We start from the raw sequence: 15,009 nt of genomic DNA on the forward strand, positions 1-15,009 counted from the left end.
CGTTGCCGCATGGATGGCATGCACCTGGCGCAACCCCAATGCGCCAGGACATTCGCGCAGTTGGGACGGCGGGCTTGAAACACCGGGGCGGATCGTTTATATCAGCCTCAAATTCTTGGTCGGTATGACGAAGAGTGGGTCCACCCGGTCCCGCTCTTTTTTATTACCTGCCGACGGCTAGAGAATGATCGACAGGAATCGAATGACGTCAACGGCAAGCGAGAGCGACGATCGCATCATCCGCGAAAGCGGCATCGATGCGCGCATCGCGCTGATCGTCCAGCCGGTGCTGCGCGGCATCGGCTTTCGCCTTGTACGCGTGCATCTGTCCGGCCAGAACGGGCTGACGCTGCAGATCATGGCTGAGCGCGAGGACGGCACCATGACCGTCGAGGATTGCGAAGAGGTGAGCCGTGCGGTGTCGCCTGCGCTCGACGTCGACGATCCCATCGAGAAGGCGTATCATCTCGAAGTCTCATCGCCCGGCATTGACCGGCCGCTGGTGCGCAAATCGGATTTCGTGACCTGGACCGGTCATCTGGTGAAGATGGAAACATCGGTCGTTGTCGCGGATCGCAAGCGCTTCAAGGGCAAGATCGCCGAAGCCGGTGAGAACGATGTGCTGATCGAGCGCGACAAGGCGGCCTATGGTGAGGAGCCGACGGTGCGCGTGCCCTACGACGCCATTGCCGAAGCCCGGCTGATCCTGACCGACGACCTCATCCGTGATGCGTTGTCGAAGGACAACAGGGCGCGCAAGGAAGCCAAGAAACGCCGCGGCGAACCGGACGACGACGTACCAGAGGGTACGGAATCGGGCGCTACGGAAGAACACGAACAGGAAAGTTGATTGAGCTGCCAGGCCCCAAGGGCCGGCAAACAGGCTCGGGAGAAAAAACATGGTTGTAAGCGCCAACAGACTTGAACTGCTGCAGATTGCCGATGCGGTCGCGCGTGAAAAGTCGATCGACAAGTCGATCGTCATCGCCGCCATGGCTGATGCGATCCAGAAGGCGGCACGCTCGCGTTATGGCCAGGAGACCAACATCCGCGCCGACATCAACCCCAACACCGGTGAGATGAAGCTGCAGCGGCTGATGGAAGTGGTCGAGAAGGTCGACGACTATGCCACGCAGATCGCCATTTCCTCGGCGCGCGAGCGCAATCCCGACGCCCAGCTCGGCGACTTCATCGCCGAACAGCTGCCGCCGATGGATTTCGGCCGCATCGCCGCCCAGTCGGCCAAGCAGGTCATCGTGCAGAAGGTGCGCGAGGCCGAGCGCGACCGCCAGTATGACGAATACAAGGACCGCATCGGCGAGATCGTCAACGGAACCGTCAAGCGCGTCGAATACGGCAATGTCATCGTCGATCTCGGCCGTGGCGAAGCGATCATCCGCCGCGACGAGCTGATCCCGCGCGAAAACTACAAATATGGCGATCGCGTCCGCGCCTATGTCTACGACGTGCGCCGTGAGCAGCGCGGCCCGCAGATCTTCCTGTCGCGCACCCATCCGCAGTTCATGGCCAAGCTCTTCACCATGGAAGTGCCGGAGATCTATGACGGCATTATCGAGATCAAGTCGGTCGCCCGCGATCCCGGTTCGCGCGCCAAGATCGCCGTCATCTCGCGCGACAGCTCGATCGATCCGGTCGGCGCCTGCGTCGGCATGCGCGGCAGCCGCGTCCAGGCGGTCGTCGCCGAATTGCAGGGCGAGAAGATCGACATCATTCCGTGGTCGCCCTCGGCCGCATCCTTCATCGTCAATGCGTTGCAGCCGGCGGAAGTCGCCAAGGTCGTGCTCGACGAAGACGCCGAGCGCATCGAAGTGGTGGTGCCGGACGACCAGCTGTCGCTGGCCATCGGCCGCCGCGGCCAGAATGTGCGCCTCGCTTCGCAGCTCACCGGCTGGGATATCGACATCCTGACCGAGGCCGAGGAATCCGAGCGCCGCCAGAAGGAATTCGTCGAGCGCTCGGCGCTGTTCATGGAAGCTCTCGACGTCGACGAGATGGTCGGCCAGGTGCTCGCCTCCGAAGGCTTCACCAGCGTCGAGGAAGTCGCCTATGTCGATGCCGGCGAAATCGCCTCGATCGACGGCTTCGATGAGGATACCGCCTCGGAGATCCAGACCCGGGCCCGCGAATATCTGGAGAAGATCGAAGCCGAGCACGACGAAAAGCGCAAGGCGCTGGGCGTCAAGGACGAGCTGCGCGAAATCCCCGGCATCACCACCGCCATGATGGTGACGCTCGGCGAGGACGGCGTGAAGACGATCGAGGATTTCGCCGGCTATGCCGCCGACGACCTCACCGGCTGGAAGGAACGCAAGGACGGCGAGACCAAGGTGTATCCGGGCGTGCTGGCCGATCATGGCGTTTCGCGCGCCGATGCCGAGCAGATGGTGCTCGCGGCCCGTCTCAAGGCCGGCTGGATTTCCGAAGACGAGCTTGCAGCCGAAGAAGCGCCGGCTGACGAAGCCGTTGGTGCGTGAGGTGAAACCGCATCGCACAGAAACCGCCCTTGGACGAGATGAACGATCGCACCTGCATCGTCACCCGCAAGCAGGCCGAACCGGATGAACTGATCCGGTTCGTCGTCGGCCCGGATTCGGCCGTCGTTCCGGATCTCAAGAGAAATCTGCCCGGCCGTGGTTGCTGGGTGAGCGCCGACCGCCTACATATCGACAAGGCGGCGGCCAAGAACCTTTTTAGCCGCGCCTTTAAGGCACAGGTGGTCGTGCCGCCCGATCTCGGCGGCATGGTCGATGGGCTGCTTTCCAGATCCGCCCTTGGCATGCTGGGTCTCGCTCGCAAGGCAGGGGCGATCGCGCTGGGCGCCACCAAGGTGGAGAGCGCGGTGCGCGGTGGATTGGCGCTTTTCGTGCTCCACGCGACCGAAGCCTCAGACGATGGCGTGCGCAAGATCAGCCAGGCGCGGCGGGCGACCGTCCATATTGGCGGCCCCTCCATCCTTGCCTACAAACTTTTCTCCGAGGCCGAGTTGAGCTTGGCATTGGGGGGTACAAATGTGATACATGCTGCCGTCCTCGCGGGAGACGCGGGTAAGGCGGTCCAGAAGCGCATGGTTGCGCTCGACCGATATCGGGGCGGTACCCCGGACGATCTGGCAATGCTTGCGGCCGTTGCTGACGAAGATGAGGCCGCAGAGGATATGGAATGAGCGATACGAAATCGGGCGACGACAAGACGTTGAGTGTTACGCCGAAGAAGACCTTGACGCTGAAGCGCCCCGGCATGGAACAGGGCACCGTGCGCCAGAACTTCTCGCACGGCCGCACCAAGTCGGTCGTGGTCGAGACCAAGAAGCGCAAATTCTCGCTGCCCGGCGACAAGCCGGAGCCGGCGGTGGCGGCACCCGTGTTCACCCCGAAGCCGGCGGTCGCGGCGGCTCCCGTCGTGCAGGAGGCACCCAAGGCGCCGCCTCCACCTCCGCCGGCACCGGTCGAGCGCAGCGGCATGGTGTTGAACGAACTGTCGCGCAGCGAAATGGAAGCGCGCCGGAGGGCGCTCGAAGGCTCCAAAGCGCGCGAGGTCGAGGACCGCCAGCGCGCCGTCGAGGAAGCCAAGCGCCGCGCCGAGGATGAGGAGCGCCGCAAGCGCGAGCGCGAGGAATCCGCACGCCGCCAGGCCGAGGAAGAAGCGCGGTTGCAGGCCGAGGCCGAATCCCGCCGCCGCGCCGAGGAAGAGGCGCGTCGCCGCGCGCCGCAGGCCGCCGAACTGGCGACCGCCGACGAGGAAGAAGAGGTCAAGCCGAAGCGGACTGGCGCCGGTGCGCCGGTGCGCCGTCTGGTGACGCCCGAAGTGGCGCGTCCGGCCAAGCCGACCAAGGGCGAGGAAGACCGCCGTCGCGGCAAGCTGACTTTGAACTCCGCGCTTTCCGACGAGGATGCGCGGGCCCGTTCGCTGTCGTCGATGCGCCGCCGCCAGGAAAAGTTCAAGCGCGCGATGCACAATGAGCCGCGCGAGAAGGTTATGCGCGAAGTGATCCTGCCCGAAACCATCACTATCCAGGAACTGGCGCAGCGCATGTCCGAGCGCGCCGTCGATGTGGTCAAGTTCTTCATGAAGCAGGGCCAGATCCTGAAGCCGGGCGACGTCATCGACGCCGACACGGCGGAACTGGTCGCCACCGAATTCGGCCACACGGTCCGCCGCGTCGCCGAGTCCGACATCGAGGAAGGCCTGTTCAACATCGCCGACCGTCCGGAAGACCTGGTGTCGCGGCCGCCTGTCGTGACCATCATGGGGCATGTCGACCACGGCAAGACCTCGCTGCTCGACGCGATCCGCAACGCCAATGTCGTCTCCGGCGAGGCCGGCGGCATCACCCAGCATATCGGCGCCTATCAGGTCGAGAAGAACGGTCAGAAGATCACCTTCATCGACACGCCCGGCCACGCCGCCTTCACGGCCATGCGCGCCCGCGGCGCCCAGGCCACCGACATTGCCATCCTGGTGGTGGCGGCCGACGACAGCGTGATGCCGCAGACGATCGAATCGATCAGCCATGCCAAGGCGGCCGGCGTTCCGATCATCGTGGCGATCAACAAGATCGACAAGCATGACGCCGATCCGCAGAAAGTGCGCTCCGAGCTGTTGCGCCACGAAGTGTTCGTGGAATCGATGGGCGGCGAGGTGCTGGACGTCGAAGTGTCGGCGACCAAGGGCACCAATCTCGACAAGCTGCTCGAAGCGATCCTGCTGCAGGCCGAAATCCTCGACCTCAAGGCCAATCCGGACCGCACCGCCGAGGGCGTCGTCATCGAGGCGCAGCTCGACAAGGGCCGTGGCCCCGTCGCCACCGTGCTGGTGCAGACCGGCACGCTGATGCCGGGCGACATCCTTGTCGCCGGCAATGAATGGGGCCGGGTGCGCGCGCTGGTCGACGATCGTGGCGAACACGTCAAGGAAGCGCCGCCGGCTATGCCGGTCGAGGTGCTCGGCCTCCAGGGCACGCCGCAGGCCGGCGACCGCTTCGCCGTGGTCAACAACGAGGCCCGCGCCCGCGAGATCACCGAGTACCGCCAGCGTCTGGCCCGCGAGAAGGCGGTTGCCCGTCATGCCGGCCAGCGCGGTTCGCTCGAACAGATGATGTCGCAGCTGCAGACGAGCGGACTGAAGGAGTTCCCGCTGGTCATCAAGGGTGACGTGCAGGGTTCGATCGAGGCGATCAACGCAGCGCTCGACAAGCTCGGCACCGACGAGGTGCGTGCGCGCATCGTCCATGCCGGCGCCGGCGCCATCACCGAAAGCGACGTGTCACTGGCGGAGACGTCGGGCGCGGCGATCATCGGCTTCAACGTCCGCGCCAATGTGCAGGCACGCGCCGCTGCCGCGGCCGCTGGCATCGAGATCCGCTACTACTCGATCATCTACAACCTCGTGGATGACGTGAAGGCGGCTCTGTCGGGTATGCTCTCGCCGGAGCGTCGCGAGACCTTCATCGGCAATGCGCAGATACTCGAGATATTCGACATCACCAAGGTCGGCAAGATCGCCGGCTGCCGTGTCACCGAAGGCAAGGTCGAGCGTGGCGCGGGCGTGCGCCTGATCCGCGACAACGTCGTCATCCACGAAGGCACGCTGAAGACGCTGAAGCGCTTCAAGGACGAGGTTTCGGAAGTCCCGGGCGGCCAGGAATGCGGCATGGCCTTCCAGAACTACGAGGACATGCGCGTCGGCGACATCATCGAGTGCTTCCGCGTCGAGATGGTAACCCGCACGCTCTGAGTTCGTGTGACGTCCGTCATGCCAGGCGGTGGCCGAGAGGCCGCCGCCTGGCAAACATTTGAGACATGAGGCACGGTCCTATCCCGCGCCCCACGCTTTCAGGATCGAGAAAAAATGCCCCGTTCGACCACATCAGGCCCATCCCAGCGCATGCTGCGCGTCGGCGAGCAGGTGCGCCATGCGCTGTCCGAAACCTTGCAGCGCGGCGAGATCATCGATCCGCTGGTCGAGAATGCCGTGGTTTCGGTGTCGGAAGTGCGCATGTCGCCCGACCTCAAGATCGCAACCGCCTTCATCTCGCCGCTCGGCGCCACGGACGCCGGCGCGGTGGTCGAGGCGCTCAACAAGCATGCCAAGTTCATCCGCGGCCGTGTCTCCGGCGCGCTGCGGCAGATGAAGTACATGCCCGAGTTTCGCTTCCGGCTCGACACCTCCTTCGACAATTTCGCCAGGATCAACGATCTCCTGAAATCGCCGGAAGTGGCGCGCGATCTGGATGCGGACGACGACGATAAGGACAGCGAATAATGGCGCGCCGCGGCAAGAAGAAGGGCCGGCCGGTCTCGGGCTGGGTGGTGCTGGACAAGCCGGTCGGCATGGGCTCGACCGAGGCCGTCTCCAAGATCAAGTGGCTGTTCCAGGCGGAGAAGGCCGGCCACGCCGGCACGCTCGATCCGCTCGCTTCCGGTATGCTGCCGATCGCGCTCGGCGAAGCCACCAAGACCGTGCCCTACGTCCAAGACGGCGCCAAGATCTACCGCTTCACCGTGGCCTGGGGGCAGGAGCGCTCGACCGACGACCTCGAAGGTCCGGTGACGAGGGACTCCGACGGGCGCCCCGTGGAGGCCGAAGTGCAGGCGCTGCTGCCGAAATACACCGGCGTCATCATGCAGACGCCGCCGCAATTCTCGGCCATCAAGATCGCGGGCGAACGCGCCTATGATCTCGCCCGCGACGGCGAGACGGTCGACATTCCCGCGCGCGAGATCGAAATCGGCCGCCTCGACATCGTCGAGCACGGGGCCGATCACACGGTTTTCGAGGTCGAATGCGGCAAGGGTACCTATGTGCGCTCGCTGGCCCGCGACATGGGCCGCGATCTCGGCTGCTTCGGCCATATTTCTGAACTGCGCCGGATCGAGGTCGAGCCGTTCACCGCCGAGGATTTCGTCACCGTCGCCGAACTGGAGGCGGCGCGCTTCGGCGAGCAGGGTCATGGCACGCAGCAACCGTCCCCCGATTCGATAGAAGCGCCGATCGATTTTGCCGCGATCGACGCGCTGCTTGTCGACACCTCGGCGGCACTCGACTGCCTGCCGCAGATAGCCATCAGCGACGATGCGGCGACGAAGATCCGCCTCGGCAATCCCGTCATCATCCGCGGCCGCGACGCGCCGGTGGAGGCCGAGGAAGCCTGCGCGACCGCGCGCGGCAAGCTGGTGGCCATCGGCGCCATCGAGCAGGGCATGTTCAAGCCCAAACGGGTCTTTGCCGGGTGAGGGCCCTCGTCTAATCTCTATGCGATATCTATCCGAGGGGCCGCATGGCAAAGGTTGAGGCGATCAAGACGCGGGCGCCGCTCAGGGCCAGGCGGCCGCCGGTCGGTGCATCGCCCGGAACGCTGATCGCCGATCCCGCGGCGCGACGCTCGGAACTGCGGCTCACCCTGATCTCGCCGCAAAAGTCCAAAACGATCGACAATGCCAGCATCGACGACGTCAATGCCAATTGCGAAAAGTGGCCGGTCATCTGGCTGGACTGCACCGGCCTGGCCAATATCGAGCTGATCAAGGAGATCGGCCGCATCTTCAGCCTGCATCCGCTGGCGCTGGAGGACGTCGTCAACACGGGCCAGCGGCCGAAGGTGGATTTCTACGAAGACCATGCTTTCGTGGTCGTGCGGATGATCGACGACGTCGCCTCGCACCGCTACGAGCAGATCGCCGTTTTCCTTGGCAAGAATTTCGTCGTCACCTTCCAGGAGCGCGAAGGCGATCCGTTCGATCCGGTGCGCAAGCGCATCGAAAGCTCGGCGCCGAACCGGCTGCGCGCCCGTGGCGCCGACTATCTCGCCTATGCGCTGATCGACGCCATCGTCGATAGCTACTTTCCGCCGATCGAGGCGGCCGGCGAACTCGTCGACAGCATCGAGGACCAGATGCTGCACGCACCGCACAAGCATCAGATGCAGCAGCTTCATGGATTGCGGCACGACGCCAATGTGCTGAAGGGGGTGCTGTGGCCGGTGCGCGATGCGCTAGCGACGCTGATCCGCAACGACGTGTCCTATGTGAAGGCCGAAACCAAGGTCTTCCTGAACGATACGCTCGACCACGCGCTGCGGCTGATCGAGCTGGTCGAGAACCAGCGCGACATGCTGACCGGCCTGATCGAGATGCATCTGTCGCTGAGCCAGGCACGCACCAACGACGTCATTTCCTATCTGACGATCGTCTCGGTCATCTTCATGCCGCTCACGTTTCTGGTCGGCGTCTGGGGCATGAATTTCGATCCGGAGACGTCGCCTTGGAACATGCCTGAGCTGAAGGCCTATTACGGCTATCCCTTGTCGCTGCTGTTCATGGCCGTGGTCGCGGTTGGGCTGATTGCCTTCTTCAAATGGAAAAAATGGCTTTGACAGGGATAACTTGCCGTTTTGGCGTGAAAAGCCGGCTTCGTGAATTGGGCTGGTGTTTTCTTGGGAATTGCACTATATGCGCCGCAGCTTAGCGCTATGACGCTCTGCTTGCACCGGCCCCTGCTGGACGACATCCCGGCTGAGGGCGACCCGTTTCCTCGAACAGATAAGGAAAAACACGATGTCGATTACTGCCGAGCGCAAACAGGAATTGATGACTGAATTCGCAACCGCCAAGGGCGACACCGGGTCTCCGGAAGTTCAGGTAGCCATCCTTTCCGAGCGCATCAAGAACCTGACCGACCATTTCAAGGACCACAAGAAGGATAACCATTCCCGCCGTGGTCTGCTCGCTCTCGTCTCCCAGCGCCGAAGCCTGCTTGATTATCTCAAGCGCAAGGACGACACGCGCTACCAGACGCTGATCGAGAAGCTCGGCCTGCGCCGTTGACGAATTGACCGGCGGGCCTCACAAGGGCCCGCCGGTCGCGCATTTGAGCACCGGACCAATCCGATCTCGAATGCAGGTACTGGAGCGCCGCGCACCCATCCGGATGCCGGACGGACGCTCCAACAAGTTGAGTTTGCGCGTGACGCATTCCACAAGCCGCTGCTTGTGGGGTCATGCGCAGGGCCAGTCGGATCGATTGGCCAAATCCGGTTTCGAGCGTGCAGAGGGCCCCCTCGAAGCCACCCCATGGACGGTCATGGGGCAGGATTGCAGGACGCTCGCGCGGCCATCCGGCCGACATGGATCGAGCTTCCCGTTGTCTTGCCCGTGGCTGCCCGAGAAAGGAAGCCAGGGGAAAGGGCACCCGCGCACGCTGAAACGGCGCGGCCCTTTCCTCATATGAAGGACAAGACATGTTCAATCACCACAAAGTGGAAATCGAATGGGGCGGTCGCCCGCTCATCCTCGAAACCGGCAAGATCGCGCGCCAGGCCGACGGCGCCGTGCTCGCCACCTACGGCGAGACCAAGGTTCTCGCCACGGTCGTTTCGATGAAGGAGCCCAAGCCGGGCCTCGACTTCTTTCCGCTGACCGTCAACTACCAAGAAAAGACCTACGCCGCCGGCAAGATCCCGGGCGGCTATTTCAAGCGTGAAGGTCGTCCGAGCGAAAAGGAAACGCTGGTTTCGCGCCTCATCGACCGCCCGATCCGCCCACTCTTTGCCGACGGCTACAAGAACGACACGCAGATCGTCGTCACCGTCGTCCAGCATGATCTCGAGAACGATCCGGACATCCTGTCGATCGTCGCCACCTCGGCGGCCCTGACCCTGTCGGGCGTGCCCTTCATGGGCCCGATCGGCGGCGCCCGCGTCGGCTACATCAACGGCGAATACGTGCTCAACCCGCATGTCGACGAGATGCAGGAATCCAAGCTCGACCTGATCGTCGCCGGCACCGCCGACGCCGTGCTGATGGTCGAGTCCGAAGCCAAGGAGCTCGGCGAAGACCTGATGCTCGGCGCGGTCATGTTCGGCCATCGCGGTTTCCAGCCGGTGATCGACGCGATCATCAAGCTGGCCGAAGTCGCCGCCAAGGACCCGCGCGACTTCACCGCGCCGGACTATTCCGCTCTCGAAGCCGAGATGCTGAAGATCGTCGGCGACGAGCTTCGCGACGCCTACAAGATCACCGACAAGCAGAAGCGCTATGCCGCCGTGGACGCCGTCAAGGCCAAGGTCAAGGCGGCCTTCGCTCCGGCCGAAGGCGAAGAGCCGAAATATTCCTCCGAGCAGATCGGCAGCGTGTTCAAGGAGCTCCAAGCCAAGGTCGTGCGCTGGAACATTCTCGACACTGGTTCGCGCATTGACGGCCGTGACCTGAAGACCGTGCGCAAGATCGTATCCGAGGTCGGCGTCCTGCCGCGCACCCACGGTTCGGCGCTGTTCACCCGCGGCGAGACCCAGGCGCTGGTCGTCGCCACGCTGGGCACCGGCGAGGACGAGCAGTATGTCGATTCGCTGACCGGCATGTACAAGGAGAAGTTCCTCCTCCACTACAACTTCCCTCCCTATTCCGTCGGCGAGACCGGCCGCATGGGCTCGCCCGGCCGCCGCGAGATCGGCCACGGCAAGCTCGCCTGGCGCGCCATCCGCCCGATGCTGCCGACATCAGACCAGTTCCCCTACACGCTGCGCGTGGTCTCGGAGATCACCGAGTCCAACGGCTCGTCGTCGATGGCAACCGTCTGCGGCACCTCGCTGGCGCTGATGGACGCCGGCGTGCCGCTGGCCAAGCCGGTCGCCGGTATCGCCATGGGCCTGATCAAGGAAGGTGAGCGCTTCGCCGTGCTCTCCGACATCCTGGGCGACGAGGATCACCTCGGCGACATGGATTTCAAGGTCGCCGGCACCGCCAACGGCATCACCTCCTTGCAGATGGACATCAAGATCGAGGGCATCACCGAGGAGATCATGAAGATCGCTCTCGACCAGGCCAAGGACGGTCGTCAGCATATTCTCGGCGAAATGGGCCACGCGCTGTCCGGCGCGCGCGCCGAGCTCGGCGAGTTCGCGCCGCGCATCGAGGTCATGCACATCCCGACCGACAAGATCCGCGACGTGATCGGTTCCGGTGGCAAGGTCATCCGCGAGATCGTCGAGAAGACCGGCGCCAAGATCAACATCGAGGATGACGGCACGGTCAAGATCGCTTCGGCGAACGCCAAGGAGATCGAGGCGGCGAAGAAGTGGATCCACACCATCGTCGCCGAGCCGGAAGTCGGCGAAATCTACGAAGGCACGGTCGTCAAGACCGCCGACTTCGGCGCTTTCGTCAACTTCTTCGGCCCGCGTGACGGCCTCGTCCACATCTCGCAGCTTGCCAACGACCGGGTCGCCAAGACTTCGGACGTCGTCAAGGAAGGCGACAAGGTGTGGGTCAAGCTGATGGGCTTCGACGAGCGCGGCAAGGTCCGCCTGTCGATGAAGGTCGTCGACCAGGCCACCGGCAAGGAAATCGTTCGCGACAAGAAGGCCGAGAGCGAAGAAAACGCCGCCTGAACTGGCTAACGGAAAAATCGAAGCGGGCGCGGCTCATGTCGCGCCCGTTTTCGTTTATGGAGCAAAGGCATGTCCGCTGAAGTGCTGAAGACGCTGTTCCATCCATTCGAGGCCGAGGCGGTCGCCTTGCCGCGAAAGGGCGAGCGCATGCTTTTTCTCGGGGCCGAATCCGGCTTGCGGACACCGCGGGACTTCGACGCCGAGCTGCACGTGGTGCAAGGCTTCCGGCCGCATTTTCGCGCGCTGCAAGCCGCGGGCTTCACTGTCACCCCGCAAACGCAGGGCGATGGCTTTGACGCCGCGCTGGTGCTCGCGGGCCGCCATCGCGGCCAGAACGAGCTGCGCATCGCGGATGCGCTGGAGCGCGTCACCGAGGGCGGATTGATCGTCATTGCCGGCGGCAAGGATGATGGCATCGCCAGCCTGCGCAAGCGCATGGACGAGCTTGTGCCGCTCGAAGGCCATCTGCCCAAATATCACGGCATCGCCTTCTGGCTTCGCCGGCCGGCCGGGACGGAGACGGCAGCAGCGCTGCGTGCCGCCAATCCCGCCGGGCTGGTCGACGGCCGCTTCAGCACGGCGCCCGGCATGTTTTCCTTCGATCGTGTCGATGCCGGTTCGAAGTTGCTGGCGGACCATCTTCCGGCCGACCTGCGCGGCCATGTCGCCGATTTCTGCGCCGGCTGGGGCTATCTGGCGGCGGAGATGGAAGCGCGTTCGCCCGGCATCTCGGCACTTGATCTCTATGAGGCGGATTTCGCTTCGCTCGAAGCCGCCAAAGCCAATCTTGCCACGGCCAGCCAGTCGGTTGCGAAAGGTTTCTTCTGGACGGACCTGCAGGGGGAGCCGGTCGAGCGTCGCTACGACGCGGTCATCATGAACCCGCCTTTTCATCGCAGCCGCGCGGCCGAACCGGAGATCGGCGCCGGCCTGATCCGGGCAGCGGCAAAGGCGCTGAAGCCGGGAGCGCGGCTGTACATGGTGGCGAACCGCCAGCTGCCCTACGAGCCGGTACTGGCCGCCGCCTTCTCCAGCCATGCCGAGCTCGCCCGTGACGGCATGTTCAAGGTTCTTTCCGCGCGTCGCTGACACGCAACAGCGTGGCACTCAGTGCAGATTGGCGACGCGCCTCGAATCCTCGATGACATGTCCCTCGCCGGCCATGACCGCAAGCGGCGCCGGCCGGCCGAACAGATAGCCTTGCACCACCTCGCAACCGGCTGCCCTGAGCAGTGTCGCCTGGTCCTCTGTCTCGACACCCTCGGCAATGATACTGACGCCGAGTGCTCGCGAGAGGCCGACAATGGTCGATACGACGGCGCCGGAGCTCGAATCCGTATCGATGCGGCTGACGAAGGAGCGGTCGATCTTCAGCTTGCCGAATGAAAAATCGATCAGGTAGCTGAGATTGGAATAGCCGGTGCCGAAATCGTCGACGGCAACCGAGATGCCCATATCGGCAAGCTCTTTCAGGATGGCGGCGGCGCGGTCGCGGTCCTGCATCATGGCCGTCTCGGTGACTTCCAGCTCCAGCCGCGAGGGCTTGATGCCGGTGGTCCGCATCGTGTCGCGCACGAGGCCGATGAAGTCCTTGGTCATGAACTGGACCGGCGAGATGTTGACGGCGACGAAGCAGTCGTCGGGTAAATGGCGGGCGTCGCTGCATGCCTTGCGCAGAACCCATTCGCCGATCGGATTGATCATGCCGGTTTCCTCGGCGATCTGGATGAACTCCAGAGGTGGGATCATGCCGCGTTCTGGATGGTTCCAGCGGATCAGCGCTTCATAGCCGACGATGCGGCCGCTCGGCAGGTCCAGCTGCGGCTGATAGTGAAGGTCGAAATCACCGCGCTCGAATGCGATGTGCAGCTCGGATTCGACCCATTGGCGATGATCGGCGACCCGCCCCATCTCGGTATCGAAAACCGACCAGTTGCCGACTCCCCTGGCGCGCGCATTTTGCAGCGCCAGGTTGGAGCGGCGCAGGATGAGGACCGGGTCGACGCCGTCCTTGGGCATCGCCACGATGCCCACCGACAGGCTCACCGATTGCTGGTGGCTGCTGAGCTCATAGGGCTCCATCATCTCGTCGATGAGCCTCTCCACCATAGCTTCCATCGTTCCCTGAATCTGATGATCGGGAAGCAGCACCGCGAACTCGCCGGCGCCGATGCGCCCGATCTGCACGCGCTCGGGCACGCAGGCCTGCAGCCGCTTGGTAAAGGCGCGGATCAATTCGTCGCCCTGGCTGTAGCCGATCGCGTCGTTGATCTGCTTGAACCGGTCGATGTCGATGTCGATGAGGAACATCGGGGCCCCGGTGCGGCTCGTCGCGCAGGCTGCCTCGGCGATCTTGCCGACCATCGCCGGACGCGCCAGCAATCCGGTCAGCTTGTCGAACTGGGTTTCGTTGAAGACGAAATCAGCCGATTCATCGACGCCGGCGAAGAAAGACATCGCGGCTCCCGCCGCCGCCAATGCGCAAAGGGCAGCCATGATCGCCACCATCACGTCCGCCGGCATGCCGGCAAAGCCGTCGCCAAGCGCGTGCTTCAGCCCCCAGATGCCGAGAATGAAACTGCCAATGCCCGAACTGGCTATGGTGATCAGCCGGAACACCGGTGTGCGGTTCGGGTTGCTGACGGCAGGCATTGAAAGTCCCCAAATTGCGGGACTCTATAGCCGACAGGCCCTTAAAATGAGTTTCCGCGAATGCATCCAATTTTATTGGAAGGGAATTATTTCTTCGCAGGAGAAAGACTATTTCGCGAAATGGCCTATTCGCTCGCGCGATCCGTCTGCTTCAGCTCCTCAAGCGTCGGCATGGAAACGATATGATAGCCGGAATCGACATAGTGGATTTCGCCGGTGACGCCGGAAGCGAGGTCGGACAGGAGATAGAGTGCCGAGCCGCCGACCTCGTCGATGGTCACGGTGCGGCGCAGCGGAGAATTGCGCTGCTGGTAAGAGAACATGTGGCGCGCATCGGAAATCCCGGCGCCGGCAAGCGTTCGCACCGGTCCGGCCGATATGCCGTTCACCCTGATGCCGCGCGGGCCGTAATCGTTGGCGAGATAGCGCACGCTGGCCTCGAGGCCGGCCTTGGCGACGCCCATGACGTTATAGTTCGGCATGACGCGCACCGAACCGGCATAGGTCAGGGTGATCATCGATCCGCCATCCTGCATCAGGGCCGCGGCGTGGCGCGCGACCTCGGTGAAGGAATAGCAGGAGATGACCATGGTGCGGATGAAATTGTCGCGGCTGGTGTCGGCGTAGAGGCCCTTGAGCTCATTCTTGTCTGAAAAGCCGATGGCATGGACCACGAAGTCGAGCCCGCCCCAGGCCTTGCCCAAGGTCTCGAAGGTGGCGTGGACCGAGGCGCTGTCCTCGACATCGCAGGGAACCACCAGCGCCGCGCCGAGCTTGTCGGCAAGCGGCTTGACCCGGCGGCCGAAGGCGTCACCCTGGTAGGTGAAGGCAAGTTCGGCCCCATGTTCGGACAGTTTCCGGGCTATGCCCCAGGCGATCGAATGATCGTTGGCGACGCCCATGACAAGCCCGCGCTTGCCCTTCATCAATCCGTCCATGATCGCCAATCCTCG

General features: G+C 63.8%; 12 protein-coding genes. 10 read left to right on the plus strand and 2 right to left on the minus strand.

Going from position 1 to position 15,009, the window contains the following annotated elements:
- The first annotated feature begins 202 nt into the window (after positions 1–202).
- The 10 genes from rimP (at position 203) to FJ951_RS01615 (ending at position 12,493) form a co-directional block, all read left to right on the plus strand.
- Complete coding sequence (rimP, locus tag FJ951_RS01570; RefSeq protein WP_140513168.1) at positions 203–850, plus strand: ribosome maturation factor RimP; 648 nt, start codon at positions 203–205, stop codon at positions 848–850.
- A 49-nt stretch (positions 851–899) separates the two neighbouring features.
- Complete coding sequence (gene nusA / locus FJ951_RS01575; protein WP_140496790.1) at positions 900–2,495, plus strand: transcription termination factor NusA; 1,596 nt, start codon at positions 900–902, stop codon at positions 2,493–2,495.
- A 38-nt stretch (positions 2,496–2,533) separates the two neighbouring features.
- Positions 2,534–3,184, plus strand: coding sequence for an RNA-binding protein (locus tag FJ951_RS01580; protein ID WP_140497289.1), 651 nt, complete (start codon positions 2,534–2,536; stop codon positions 3,182–3,184).
- Complete coding sequence (gene infB / locus FJ951_RS01585; RefSeq protein WP_140513170.1) at positions 3,181–5,754, plus strand: translation initiation factor IF-2; 2,574 nt, start codon at positions 3,181–3,183, stop codon at positions 5,752–5,754. Before FJ951_RS01580 ends, infB begins: the two co-directional genes overlap by 4 nt.
- Positions 5,755–5,868: 114 nt before the next feature.
- Entirely contained in the window at positions 5,869–6,282 is a 414-nt protein-coding gene (gene rbfA / locus FJ951_RS01590) for a 30S ribosome-binding factor RbfA (RefSeq protein WP_140496786.1), read from the plus strand.
- Positions 6,282–7,253 carry a tRNA pseudouridine(55) synthase TruB gene (truB, locus tag FJ951_RS01595; protein ID WP_140513172.1) on the plus strand — a complete coding sequence of 324 codons (972 nt, stop codon included), beginning with the start codon at positions 6,282–6,284 and terminating at the stop codon, positions 7,251–7,253. Before rbfA ends, truB begins: the two co-directional genes overlap by 1 nt.
- Before the next feature lie 44 nt (positions 7,254–7,297).
- A complete protein-coding gene (gene corA, locus FJ951_RS01600; protein WP_140513174.1) occupies positions 7,298–8,392 on the plus strand; it encodes a magnesium/cobalt transporter CorA in 1,095 nt (364 codons plus the stop codon).
- Positions 8,393–8,531: 139 nt separating this feature from the next.
- On the plus strand, positions 8,532–8,843 hold the full coding sequence (rpsO, locus tag FJ951_RS01605; protein WP_281405124.1) for a 30S ribosomal protein S15: 312 nt from the start codon (positions 8,532–8,534) through the stop codon (positions 8,841–8,843).
- Between the two features lie 413 nt (positions 8,844–9,256).
- Positions 9,257–11,404 carry a polyribonucleotide nucleotidyltransferase gene (pnp, locus tag FJ951_RS01610; RefSeq protein ID WP_140513176.1) on the plus strand — a complete coding sequence of 716 codons (2,148 nt, stop codon included), beginning with the start codon at positions 9,257–9,259 and terminating at the stop codon, positions 11,402–11,404.
- A 69-nt stretch (positions 11,405–11,473) separates the two neighbouring features.
- On the plus strand, positions 11,474–12,493 hold the full coding sequence (locus tag FJ951_RS01615) for a class I SAM-dependent methyltransferase (protein WP_140513178.1): 1,020 nt from the start codon (positions 11,474–11,476) through the stop codon (positions 12,491–12,493).
- An 18-nt stretch (positions 12,494–12,511) separates the two neighbouring features.
- Here FJ951_RS01615 and FJ951_RS01620 read toward each other — a convergent pair whose 3' ends face one another.
- Entirely contained in the window at positions 12,512–14,056 is a 1,545-nt protein-coding gene (locus FJ951_RS01620) for a bifunctional diguanylate cyclase/phosphodiesterase (protein WP_140513180.1), read from the minus strand.
- Positions 14,057–14,181: 125 nt separating this feature from the next.
- Positions 14,182–14,994 carry an enoyl-ACP reductase FabI gene (fabI, locus tag FJ951_RS01625; RefSeq protein ID WP_140513182.1) on the minus strand — a complete coding sequence of 271 codons (813 nt, stop codon included), beginning with the start codon at positions 14,992–14,994 and terminating at the stop codon, positions 14,182–14,184.
- Positions 14,995–15,009 lie beyond the last annotated feature (15 nt).

It is taken from the genome of Mesorhizobium sp. B2-2-3, from assembly GCF_006442405.1.
Lineage (GTDB): Bacteria > Pseudomonadota > Alphaproteobacteria > Rhizobiales > Rhizobiaceae > Mesorhizobium.